The organism is Microcoleus sp. N9_A1, from assembly GCF_036701795.1.
GTDB lineage: Bacteria > Cyanobacteriota > Cyanobacteriia > Cyanobacteriales > Microcoleaceae > Microcoleus.
In genome coordinates, this window is the sequence record NZ_JAUBRI010000004.1 from 56,214 (window position 1) to 68,388 (window position 12,175).

The window sequence follows — 12,175 nt, forward strand, 5'->3', positions numbered from 1 at the left end:
AACGGCATCCTCGAACAAACCGCGAGGGACAAATGCTGAGAGATTCAGACAACCCAGAGAAATCTTGGGAGGATTTAGAAGCCGAACTGCTTCCTCACCGTCCTTTTTATGCCCCTGGCGAGACTGAAATTGAAAAAGACCTTTATGCTAAGCGACGATGTGCTCAGCAAAAAATGAAGGCTGAAAAACGCCCCGATATTGCAGGCCGCTCTTATTACCAAAAAATTGGGTCTAAAGCCCCGTCCTTCTAGGACGGCTTTAATTTCCACTTATTGCAAATAATTGTTAAATATACGTATTTTGTAACTAAAAGCTTTCGCAAAAGTGATAAGATTTTGTCATGATAGTTCTAGAGTTTAAGTTGAAAGGCAAAGCCGAGCAATATCGGGTCATCGACGAGATGATCAGAACAGCTCAATTTGTCCGAAACAAAACTCTTAGATATTGGATAGACAATCAAGGAGTTAAGCTAATTGATCTGTACAAACAATGCGCCATTATGGCAAAAGAGTTTGAATGGGCAGGCAAGCTTAACTCAATGGCACGTCAGGCTTCTGCCGAACGTGCCATTTTTGCTATCCAACGTTTTTTCGCTAATTGCAAAGCAAAAACACCAGGCAAAAAAGGCTACCCAAAGTTTAAGAAAAATACTCGCTCTGTCGAATACAAAACATCAGGATGGCTACTTTCTGCCGACAAAAGATGTTTGACATTTAAGGACGGCTTTGCTGCTGGAAAGTTCAAATTAGTCGGTAGTCGGGATTTGCATTTCTATGCACCAGATGAGATTAAGCGAATCAGAGTTGTGCGTCGTGCCGACGGATACTACGCACAACTTTGCATCAATGTGGAGCGAAAAGAGGAACTTATTCCGACTGGTAAAGCTATTGGAATAGACGTGGGATTGAACCATTTCTATACCGATAGCGATGGCGAAACAGTCGCGAACCCTCGCCACCTCCGAAAAAGTGAAAAAGCTTTGAAGAGATTGCAAAAGCGAGTTTCTCGAAAGAAGAAAGGCTCTGGCAATCGAAAAAAAGCGATCAACAAGTTAGGAAGAAAGCACCTGAAGGTTAGTCGGCAGCGTAAAGACTTCGCCATAAAGACGGCGTTGTGCGCGGTAAAATCTAGCGATTTTGTAGCCTATGAAGACCTTCAAGTACCGAATATGGTCAAAAACCATAAACTTGCTAAGTCGATTAGCGATGCAGCGTGGTCACAAACTTGATCATTATTTGGAGTATTTTGGAAATGTGTACGGCAAAACAGTAATTGCTGTTCCACCTCAATACACCTCGCAAGATTGTTCAAGTTGTGGCAATACTGTCAAGAAAACGCTATCAACCAGAACCCATATTTGCAATTGCGGTGCGACGTTAGATCGTGACTACAACGCAGCTCGCAATATTTTGGTTAAAGGGTTGAAGCAAGCAGGAATTAATTTGAATTTAAATACGGTGGGGCACACCGAAATCAACGCTTGGGGACAGACCGATCTCTACTCTTTGATGGCAGCATCAACGAGCAAATCGACTGATTGATCCAAGAATCCCCGCGCCTTCAAGGCCGGGGAGTGTCAATACTGCACGGAGACCAATAATGATGACTAACTCGAATTACCGACTGCTACCTGCCAGAGATGAGTATGTCCAAGTGTCTATCTATCTCAATCGGGTGCATTTGGACGGATATACGCCCGATCGCGCGATCGCACAATTGATCGAAATGGGTTATGCTCCTACTTTGCAATATCAGTGGAATCCAAAACGAAATGAGTTTGATTTATTTGCTCTGATTCACGATCGCCCGAGCGCCGATTCACTGATGGATAAACAGGCTTGTGATGCTCTCTGGGCTGCTTTTAACCAATCTTCGCTTTACGTGATTGGTTGCGAGGCGGCGCAAAATTCTAACTGGCTAGCGGCACGCAGCTTTAATGATCCGCGCCGTCACGCTACGCCGGAGGAAATCGAGCCTCTGGAAGCAAATGCTACGGCCGCTGCTTAATATTTTAATCCCAGCCGAAATCTCGATCGCACATTTCGGCTAGTCTTTGGTTGTGCGATCGAAAATATGTTCTCAATTGCTCGTATACTGTCTCGCTGATGGGGGGATATTGGGTGGCGTTGTATTTTTCGTAGGTTTGTAGTTGGTGCGGCGGCAATTCTAGAAATTTTAAGACGCTGTTGTATGTGCCGAAGGGATTGGTATATAAGTCTTCGCTTTTGAGGATTAAAAGTTGTGATTTGGGAAAAAGTTTCATCCAGGCTGGGAGTTGATCTGCGTAGATGCCGCGGGTTAGATAACTGTGGTGTTGGTGTTCGTAACTGTAGTAGTTTGGGTTGGCTAGGAGTTTTTCTATTTCGCCTTGGAGTCTTTCGGGTTCTGCGGCGATCGCACTTTCTAATGATAGGGATTCGTAGCCTATTTTGATATAGTAATAATAGTGGGAAATTGCGCGTTCTACTGGGTTTCTCAGCAGGGCGATTATTTTAACTTTCGGGCATAAATCGTGGATTCGTTGCGAAACTTGGGGGTGACAGATGTAGTAGGGGCTGGCTTCTCCGGTTAGTAGATTTTCGCTTGTTTGGGGCTGGGGAAATTGGGCATAGTACCAGTCTGGGCTTTTGTCGAATTTTAAGTCGAAGTAATGGATTTCTTTTTGGGCGGCGGGGGCGATTTGGGGATGTTGGATTAGGTAATTGTACAGAGAGGTTGTGCCGCCTTTTTGGGCACCGATGATGATGAAGTCGGGGGGTTTGGGAGTTTGTTTCATGGGTGGGGTGGTAGGTTTATATTTGGCACTTGTACTGACAGTGCGCCGGGGTAAAACGAAAATTCGATCGCACTTGGGGGCATTACGGCAATTCGATCGCACTTTGAGGCATCGCGGAAATTCGATCGCCCAATTTAGATTTGATCGCACCGATACGCCTAACCACAATTCGATCGCCCACTCTACATTCTAGATTCCGGTGGTTGAAACCGAGCCTACACAAACAAAGCCGGTCTGGGCGGGCTGGGAAATACGTCGGATAAGATCGCGATCACTGTTTTGGGGTGATCTAATTCACTCTCAATCTTGGTACTGACATTTCTATTTAACTAGATTAGAGTGGAGTTAGGGAACTCTCATCCTTGCTGGGCAAATCTTTCTCTGAAAAATATATTATCGGCGGTGGTTTTGGTTGCGGGTTTGTGGGTTTTATTTTTCAGCCAAAGTACAGATTGAAATTTGTGCAAGAGGCTGATATGCAAGTTGCAAAAAATGGGAACAATAAAGATGGGATTGTACTGTCGAGCAGTAACTACCTGCAATACCATCTCTGAAATTATTCAGGAAGGCGTCAATGTTTAAGAGCAAATTATCCAAAGTTATCGTATCCCTGCTGCGGCGGATTGCTGGTGTTACCAGATCCGGGGCCAAGCGGCTGATGAGAGCAATGCTGCAAGCGCTGATGGCTATGGGCCGCAGGGCAAGACTACCGATGGCGGGGTTTGTGCTGCCGACGGTGACGATGGTGTTGCTGGTAGTGATATTGTTGACTGTGGCGATTACGCTGCGATCTTTTGATCGGGCTAATACGGCGCGTAACGTGCGCGTGAACCAGCAGGTGCTGGCGGCTGCCACTCCCGCGCTCGATCGGGCAAAAGCGAAAATTCAATATCTGGTGGGGGAAGGCAACCTAGTGACGGGTACTCCCTCAGATCGACAATTGTACCTGGCAATGTCGTCTTACCCAGCCACCCCAACTCCTACAAACCCAGATTTGTATACATTTGGAGACGAAGAGCGCTTGGTACTCAGAGCAGATCTTTCTGGAAATGGTATCAGCCTTACTGACGACCCAAAAGGCTCGCTTTTTAGCGCGCCCGGAGTAGAAAATGAAGCGCTAAATACTGCCTGGAGATATCCCGTCGATACCAATAACGACGGTATATTTGACACTTTTACTCTTTACGGAATCTACTTTCGTACTCCAAAAAGTGTAACTCCAAGATCGAGAAGGGAACTGGATGCCAGAACACCGCCCATGCGAACAGGAACCACCAACCCAGCCTGTGCTCAAGGAGAAGGTACCGTTGCAAGTTTGGTAGGGGACTCTGGTTGGGAAAGAATAAGTGGCAGGCTGCAGAAAAGTTTCTTTGTTTACACGGTTAACGTACCGATTACACAGGACGATATAGCAAACGGCTTGAACCCCCCCAACAATTTTCAAGCTTTCCCAGGAACCCCCAGCATATCGGCTCTCGAATACCAGCAAGATCAAAGCCGCATTCCCCTCACCAACAATGCGGTTGTATATGAAGACGACTTAGATATATCGCCTGGACCTCCGTTGAATCTAAACGGACGGATATTGACAAATAGCAACTTCTTGGTATCGGGATTGAATGGTGCTAGAAGCATCAGACTATTTGAAGTCAGCAGCAAGCAATCTTGTTTTTACGATCAAGAAAATAGCAGAATTATCGTAGGGGGTAATGTTGTTAACGGGTGGTCGGGCAGCAATGCGCTGACAAATCCGGTGGAAGTACATCTTTTCAAAACTCTAGCCGACGCCAACCAACCCAATACAAATGCACCCGCAATTGACACCGCCAATCAATCTGTCGGGGAAAACAGCCTTCAGGTACTGTACAACAACAACGCTTACTCCGAGCGGTTAGCTGCCTTGGTACAGGGTCAAATAGACGCAGGTCCAGCTACTAACGACCCAGTTTCTGTTCAGCAAGCAATGCAGCCTCCCAAGAGTCAGAGTCGCGATCAAGCATTACAAGATTATTTTAGAGAACGGCTGCGGAAAGTTACTTTTGCAGAAGCACCCCTCACCAGCGCGGTCAACGGAAAGTATTTACCTCCGAATGTACCGAACACTTCCTACAGAATTCAAGACGCCGGTAACAACAGTCTCAGACCCGCAGATAATACTTGGAGCCTTCCTAATGGAACAGCGACAGTAGGCGCTACTGGGGGGGCGGGACTCACTATTCGTCCAGCTCAGCTACCAGCCGAAAACCCGGAGGAGTTAGAACTTACTGAGAGCGAAAATTTCTTGGGCAATCGAGTCACAGTGGGTAACAACTTGCCAGCACTGCGGTGGAACGGTACTAGCTTTACTAATGATCCTCAGCAAGTAGATGGCACCACTCCATGGCAAGACGGCGGAATTCGCACCCGAACACCGCAAGTGACTAAACTTGCTGACGTGGGAGCAACAGACCGCGGCAACGGTTTAGGCGAAGCACCAGGCAACCCAAACTCTTTCAGCGATGGTTTCTGGGAAAAAAGCGCCGCTGAAAGACCGCGAAGTGCCCTTGACGGTGTTGGTGGTCTGCGGGTAATTACCAGTGCAGGAGTGTACGATCGCACTAATTCTTTCCTACCGCCGCCTACCTGGATAGAGCCTGCTCCTGCCGCTGGTGGGAGATTGAAAAGCGGCCCCGCATCGAGGGGTACTGCTTTCACTGTCAACAATACTTACGACGACCCGGAAACTCCGACTGTCGAACAGTACCGCGTCGTGTGGCCCGACTCGATGCCGATGTCACCGCTGGGTCTTGGTTCTCAAGTATGGAACAACGGTACTGTAGCGGCGGGTGGTGTTGCCCCAGGAACTTGGGGAAACTGGAACCCTATTTGGTCGCCGCCGGTGGCACTCCCCGCTATGCCAGACGCCACGGCCCTGCCAGCAGCAGAAACAAATCCTAATTTTGTTAATGAAAACCTAAACGCCCCCAATAATGCCAATCGCAAATTTGCCAAAGGCGACTTGCGGATGCGGGCAACGGCAGTTTATCACTACGCAAACGACGCCTTCGACCCAGTAGCACTAGCACCAGGAGCTCAACCAACTCAAACCCCCCTGGCCTGCGTCAGCAGCTACTACGACCCCAGCAACGCTTCCACAGCGAGAAACATCTTGGCGGGAGCGCTGCCCGATCTGCCCGATGTCAGCGGACAGGGAGGGCTCGCACCCGAGTTGGCAACACGCGCAGCAACACTGGGAAGACAGCAGGCTTTTATCGGCTCTAACAACGGCATCACCTACGGCCCTCCAAGACCGCAGTTGGGGGTTCCTGCTTCAAACCTGGACCTGGCGACAGGCTTGCTGGGCGGTGGAGACGCTATTTTGGAAGCCCAGGCTAACATGGTTTTTCCAGACGGTAGGTTTGCCAACGGGCCGTTGAGAACCGCCCTCCAGGTGGCTCCTACGGCTCGCACCCTAGCACAACAAGCAGCTATTGACTCAACTAATTGTGCGCTACAAATACTTGACGGCTCGATAGGCGCTCCCCAGCCCGCAGTGATTCCCCACGGCGCAATTCAAGAAGTAGCATTTGTCAACGGCAGAGAAGTCAAGGCGATCGATCGCGACGACACGAGGACGATCGTCAACGAAGCCTTTACGCTCAGCAGTCCCCTCCCTCAGCCAGCCCCAGCCCCCCAAGCAGCACAATTAACAGGCAATTACAACCAACCCCTAGAAGAACGGGAACCCCTAGAAATTCGGGCCACTCAGCTAGATATCAATGTTTTGCGCGGCAACGGACCCCAAGGTAGTACGACCGAGTGGTTGCTGCCAAACAGCGGGATTATTTATGCTAGCCGGGACGACGCGCTGCCCGATCGCAGCTCTCGATCGAATTCTCGATTGACGGACAGAACTATTAGTCCTGGAGACAACCTGCTCGACCCCACCCGCAAGCCTAACGGCATTGTCCTGATTAACGGTCAGCAGCTATTTCGCGGTGGCGCCACCCCCACAGCACCAGCGAACCTAAATGCTGTAGTCATAGAAAAAGGACTGACCCTGGTATCGAATTTGCCGGCTTACATCAAAGGAACCTTTAACCTTCACGGCAACTTCCCGCCCGCTGCTCCGGGTACTACACCCGCTTTTGCACCAGTGGAAGAGTTTAACACTATTGTGGACCCAACCTGGGGAAATTTTTACACTCGCGGCAATACCCTTAACTCCAACTTTGCCTGCCGCGCCAGCGATCCGAGGCTTCCGAACTGTACCGTGGGAGACTTTTGGAGACCGGCAACAGTGCTGGCAGATGCCGTCACCCTCCTATCGCAAAATTACCGTTTTGGCTTCCGCAACGAGGGAGATTTTGATCTGAGAAACAATGCGGGCGCTGCTGCTGTATTACCCCGCAGACAGCAAGGATTTTTCAACAACAACTTTGTTACTAACGGACTTTCGAGCGGGGCGTTTTCAGACAACCTCAATTTACGAGGTACCACAAATGCTAGCGGTGTAACGGTGACAGACGCTACCTACGTGGCGGCAGCTCCCGCGCCCCGGCTATGGAGTTCCTACTTCAACAACTTTGTCACGCCGGTGCAGCGGCGCGGGAATTTCCCAGAGTATGTAATGGAAGTTTGCACAAAAATCCCGGTAGCTGCGTGTACCGATGCTGACTGGTATGTCGATCCGCAAGCAACACTGACGGCAGCCGCCGCGATCGCAGCGGACCCAACTTATGCGTCACCCGTTACTACCCCTACTACCCGTTTTAAAGCTGGGTCAACGGTCGATCCCCCAGTGCCGACATTGCAGCGATTCCCCCGCCGCGTAGCTTTTTCAAGAACAGCAGCTACTCCACCCCCGTTAAACACGCCCGCGAATCCACAGCCTTTAGGGATTTCTGCTGCAAACGCTATTGCTGCGGGTATTGGTGCCCCTAAAGCTAACTCTCTGTGGTTTGCGGCAACTACTGGGGGTGCCGTCAGGTTTGATGGCACAAATCTCCCATATCGGTTAAACTCTCCCAACACCCTAGACGGCGCCAATGTACCGCTACCAAATTTAGTGGCATCAATACCCGCAAATTCGGCAATAGGATCGGCAGCCGATCCACCCCCAACTCCGCTATTAGTACCACCCTATAATGGGTCACAGCCCTTACTGCTGCCAGTCCCGCAGATCCAAACTGTGGGAGCAGCCACCGCTTCAGGCGGGAATACAATGCCAAGAGGTATTAATGTCAGACTAACAGGATGGATACCCCAAGCTGTAAATACCACCTTTAATCTGATCATTGGAGCTGGCGACACTCCTTCACGGGCACTCAACGCTAACAGTGGAGACTTTAACGGTGGGTTGCAAAACTTGCCCCGATTCTTGGAAAGCTGGAATAACGGGGGAGTGACTACTAATATCCGAGGCTCTTTCATCCAGCAAAATCGCAGCGCTTTCAGCACAGCCCCTTATCAACCAATTCTGCCGCAGGGCACATCTGCCTTAGCGAGCCTGTTTCAAATTCCGGGAGTACCCGTTATCCCAACCACATACAACACCGATGCTGGCTCTGGGTTGATTCCCTACTTCAGCCCGCCCGCCCGGAACTGGGGTTATGATGTGGGCCTGCTATCTCAGCCACCTGACTTGTTTACTCAAAGGTTCACTACTCCTTCGACAAAGACTCAGCCTGCCGAGTATTTCCGGGAAGTATCCCGCAATGACCCGTGGGTAACAACTTTGATGTGCGGCACTGTGGCTCCAGATCAGCCGAATGCCAATCAAAATGCCACTTCCATTCGCAGTGGCTGCCCGACTTAACCCTCTAACTTTCCGCCGCGCAATTACTGGAGTCCTATTTATGACTAAGCGACAACAACAGCAAAATTTATCCCAGTCACGAGATGGTGGCTACACGATTATCGAGTCATTGGTAGCGATGATTGTAGTTTCGGTGCTGATGATTGCGATCGCCCCGGTGATGGCTTTCTCAGTAGCGACTCGCGTACAAGCGCGGCGGACGGAACTGGCCACGCAGGCGGCGAGAACTTACATAGACGCTCTCAGGACGGAGGCGATCAAATTCGGTGGCTCAGGGTTCCCAATCCCTGCAGGAGGCGTGTTGGCGGATGCACCAGTTCCGACAGTCAACCAGACATACTGCGTTGACATGGACGGAGGAGGTTGTAACACGAGTAGCCCCAAAGACTTTTACGTTCAGGGCGCTTGGCTAAATCCAGATACATCTATTACTGGTGGCGATCCAACATCAAAAGGCTACCAGCTCTTAGTCCGGGTTTATAGGGCTGATTCCTTTGCTTCGGGTGTAACTTTGAATCCGACCCCAAGGACTGGGAAAAAGCAATCTGTTGTGGGTTCAGGTTTGGGCGATCGGACAATGCCAGTAGTAGAAATGTCTACAGAGATTCCCGCCACGGGAGATCCCTCGTATCGCTCACTCTCCGATCGCCTCAGATAACCATCATGAACTACTGTATGCCCATAATTACAGTGAGTGTTATTAGATTAAAATCCCTCCCAACCACTCGCCAAAGGAAACAGTCAAAATGAAAACTTTACTCAGGTTGCTTCTGAAAACTCATCACCAGCGAAACCGCTCAGGCTCAGCTCAAACAGACAAGGGCATGACTCTAGTGGAGCTATTAGTCGGAGCAATTATGGCGTTTTTAATCATTACGCCGATGCTCGGTTTTGTAGTCGATATGCTGAATACCGACAGGAGGGAACAAGTCAAGTCAAATACCGAGCAAGACCTTCAGGCGGCACTTGATTTCATCGCCCAAGATTTGAGTCAAGCTATTTATATTTACGATAACGCTGACATTACTGCTATTAACAGCAGCCCAACTCCGCTTCCTAGCGCTCCAAACGCAACTCCTATTCTGGTATTTTGGAAACGCAAGCAGATTAGAGATGCTGTCTCTGTAGATACGAATCCGGCTACTCGCACACTGCCAATCAACTGTAACGTCAATAACGCAAATAATTGCAATGACACATACACTCGCTCATTAGTTGCTTACTACCAGGTTAGAGAAAACAATCTTAATTCTATTTGGTGTCAACCATCAGGAGCCCCTTGTCCCACACGCATTGAGCGCTATGAAATTAGCGAGGGCATCATGAAAAACCCAGCAGGAACGACTGCCGCCACTCGTTACTTCGATGATAATGAGGCAAAAGATGGTCAAAGACATAGTGCCGCTTTTAATTTAAACTTTGACTGGAACCAGCCAACCCAGAACGTGACAAATCCAGCGGGATTTACAAATTCAAGTTTTACGGGGTCAAACCCTCAAGTGCTAGTTAATTACATAGACCAAAGTGCATTAGTACCACCACCTCCAAATGACGAGTGCCAAAGAGCTCTAGGCAATCCCACAGCCCAAGTACCAGGGACAACGACAACCTCCCCAGTCTTAGAAACCACTTTAAAAATAGCCAACCCAGACAATACAAATAGCTTTTACGCTTGTGTAGATACCTCTCAAAACATAGCTAGAGTTACCATCAGAGGAAACAGCCTGCGTCGCCTTCAACCCAACAATGCTGAGTTCCAAACCAGCAGATCGGCGTTTTTTCCCACAGCAACCGTTCAAGTACAAGGTCTAGGCGCGCGAGGAAGATAACTGATGTCTAAAACTGATTGCCGAAGCGCGCAACTAGCAGATAAAACAGGAGACTAAAATGAAAACCCCAATATTATTAAAAGTTTTGCAGATTTCTGCAACAAAAGCAAACCCTAATTTCAAGAAAAATGCATCCAGAAAAGGGGATGGAGGATTCACGCTTTTAGAAGTGCTGGTGATAGCGTTAATCGTAGGTATATTAAGCTCGATCGCGGCTCCAAGCTGGCTGGCATTCATCAACAGACAAAGAGTTCGCACTGTGAACGATCGCGTTTTCCAATCATTACGACTAGCACAAAGCGAAGCAAAGCGAACTAAGAGCACTGTCACAGTTACATTCAATTATGATCCTAATGCTACTCCGCCTGTTGACCCGCCAACGGTCACGTTTAACCCGCCACTAGCTACGGGTGGTAGTGAGCAAAAGTTAGATGGTGGAGGCGAAATTCCACCCGGCACTATTGCGCTTACCTTTAGTCAACTTAATCCTACACTGGCTCAGAGATCGCTCACTTTTGATTACCAAGGCAATCCAGATAGAACTTCATTTATAGTCGCAGTTTCTCCTTTTAACGGCGGTGGTAAGCAGTGTGCGAGGGTAGAAACTCTCATAGGAGGGATGAGAACTGCTGAAGGAAATGATTGCCCAACGCTACCCTAATTTTCAATAAATTTAATCTTAATCTCTAACAGCAATTCCGTATAAATTCAGAATTGCTAAAATCTATTAACTTAAATTATTTTATATTTCAAATCATATTAAAATAGTCAAAATATGCAGCTAGAACTAAAAGAAATAATCATCCAGCCAGGAAATCAACTATTACTCAAAGACATAACCTGGCTGATGTTTGAAACCCTACTCATATCATTTCCGGTAACACTCCTTATGATGTTGACGGTTGACAGTGAACAGTCAACCGTCAACAGTCAACATTGAACTCGAATTTACTATTCCAATGCTAACGGATTTGATATCATAACTGCTTAACTAACCAAGCGATCGCCCCTGCAACATCATCAACTTTTTCAACATCCGCAATCGGCGGCCGCTGCACCATCACCACCGGAATTCCCAGTTCCCTAGCCGCCACAATTTTCGCATAAGTAGCACCGCCCCCGCTGTTTTTACTAACAATAGTATCAATCTGATATTCTAATAGTAATTGGCGCTCATCTTCCAAAGAAAAAGGCCCCCTAGCTAACAACAATTTACCATTAGGAATAGGAGAATTGAGTGCCGGAGGATCGATCGCCCGAATCAAAAACCAAATAGCATCCAAACCAGCAAAAGCAGCCAATTCCTGCCTACCAATCGTGAGAAACACCCGCTGAGACTGCCCTAATAAAGCCTTTGCAGCCTCCGAGTGGCTGGCAACATCAATCCAGCGATCGCCCTCCACCCTCTCCCAAGCAGGACGCACCAGCATCAAATACGGCACATTACATTCAGCAGCAGCAACAGCAGCATTAGCAGAAATCTGAGCCGCAAACGGATGAGTAGCATCGATTAAGAAGTCGATCGGGCGATCGTCTCCGTTGGCGTAGCCCCCGTAGGGGCGGGCTGCGCTAACGAGCAAAAACGCCGCCAGCCCAGCCGCCCCACCAAACCCCCCAATTCGCACCGTACCCGTTTTTGGGGTAAAAGGCTGTTGAGTGCGTCCTGCTAGCGAAGAAACCACCTCTATTTCAGCAATTTGAGACACTCTTACCGCCAATTCAGCAGCATCCCCCGTCCCCCCCAAAATTAGCAAGCGTTTTTTCACCAAATTA

General features: G+C 48.8%; 9 protein-coding genes and 1 pseudogene. 8 read left to right on the plus strand and 2 right to left on the minus strand.

From position 1 onward, the window contains the following. Nucleotides 1–32 precede the first annotated feature (32 nt). The 3 genes and pseudogenes from QUA58_RS02755 (at nucleotide 33) to QUA58_RS02765 (ending at nucleotide 2,007) form a co-directional block, all read left to right on the plus strand. Entirely contained in the window at nucleotides 33–251 is a 219-nt protein-coding gene (locus QUA58_RS02755; RefSeq protein ID WP_333257172.1) for a hypothetical protein, read from the plus strand. An 89-nt stretch (nucleotides 252–340) separates the two neighbouring features. Further along, nucleotides 341–1,541: pseudogene (locus QUA58_RS02760) on the plus strand (RNA-guided endonuclease InsQ/TnpB family protein). A gap of 58 nt (nucleotides 1,542–1,599) precedes the next feature. Next, nucleotides 1,600–2,007 carry a hypothetical protein gene (locus QUA58_RS02765; RefSeq protein WP_333392942.1) on the plus strand — a complete coding sequence of 136 codons (408 nt, stop codon included), beginning with the start codon at nucleotides 1,600–1,602 and terminating at the stop codon, nucleotides 2,005–2,007. Nucleotides 2,008–2,011: 4 nt separating this feature from the next. Here QUA58_RS02765 and QUA58_RS02770 read toward each other — a convergent pair whose 3' ends face one another. Further along, the gene (locus tag QUA58_RS02770) at nucleotides 2,012–2,776 is read right to left on the minus strand and encodes a sulfotransferase domain-containing protein (RefSeq protein WP_333392944.1); all 765 of its coding nucleotides are present in this window, start codon (nucleotides 2,774–2,776) and stop codon (nucleotides 2,012–2,014) included. Between QUA58_RS02770 and QUA58_RS02775 the strand changes: the two genes are divergently transcribed. The 5 genes from QUA58_RS02775 (at nucleotide 2,775) to QUA58_RS02795 (ending at nucleotide 11,063) form a co-directional block, all read left to right on the plus strand. Then, complete coding sequence (locus QUA58_RS02775; RefSeq protein ID WP_333392945.1) at nucleotides 2,775–2,969, plus strand: hypothetical protein; 195 nt, start codon at nucleotides 2,775–2,777, stop codon at nucleotides 2,967–2,969. The genes QUA58_RS02770 and QUA58_RS02775 overlap by 2 nt on opposite strands. A gap of 381 nt (nucleotides 2,970–3,350) precedes the next feature. Continuing rightward, nucleotides 3,351–8,573: a hormogonium polysaccharide biosynthesis protein HpsA gene (gene hpsA / locus QUA58_RS02780; RefSeq protein WP_333392946.1), complete on the plus strand. Its 5,223-nt coding sequence runs from the start codon at nucleotides 3,351–3,353 to the stop codon at nucleotides 8,571–8,573. A gap of 40 nt (nucleotides 8,574–8,613) precedes the next feature. Continuing rightward, nucleotides 8,614–9,231 (plus strand): prepilin-type N-terminal cleavage/methylation domain-containing protein, encoded by a 618-nt coding sequence (locus tag QUA58_RS02785; RefSeq protein WP_333392947.1) that lies wholly within the window; start codon nucleotides 8,614–8,616, stop codon nucleotides 9,229–9,231. An 88-nt stretch (nucleotides 9,232–9,319) separates the two neighbouring features. Next, nucleotides 9,320–10,402, plus strand: a complete 1,083-nt coding sequence (gene hpsC, locus QUA58_RS02790) for a hormogonium polysaccharide secretion pseudopilin HpsC (protein WP_333392948.1) — start codon at nucleotides 9,320–9,322, stop codon at nucleotides 10,400–10,402. A 58-nt stretch (nucleotides 10,403–10,460) separates the two neighbouring features. Then, the gene (locus QUA58_RS02795) at nucleotides 10,461–11,063 is read left to right on the plus strand and encodes a prepilin-type N-terminal cleavage/methylation domain-containing protein (RefSeq protein WP_333392949.1); all 603 of its coding nucleotides are present in this window, start codon (nucleotides 10,461–10,463) and stop codon (nucleotides 11,061–11,063) included. Between the two features lie 316 nt (nucleotides 11,064–11,379). On the opposite strand, the gene QUA58_RS02800 is transcribed toward QUA58_RS02795, so the two are convergent. Further along, on the minus strand, nucleotides 11,380–12,168 hold the full coding sequence (locus tag QUA58_RS02800) for a cobalt-precorrin-6A reductase (protein WP_333392950.1): 789 nt from the start codon (nucleotides 12,166–12,168) through the stop codon (nucleotides 11,380–11,382). Nucleotides 12,169–12,175 lie beyond the last annotated feature (7 nt).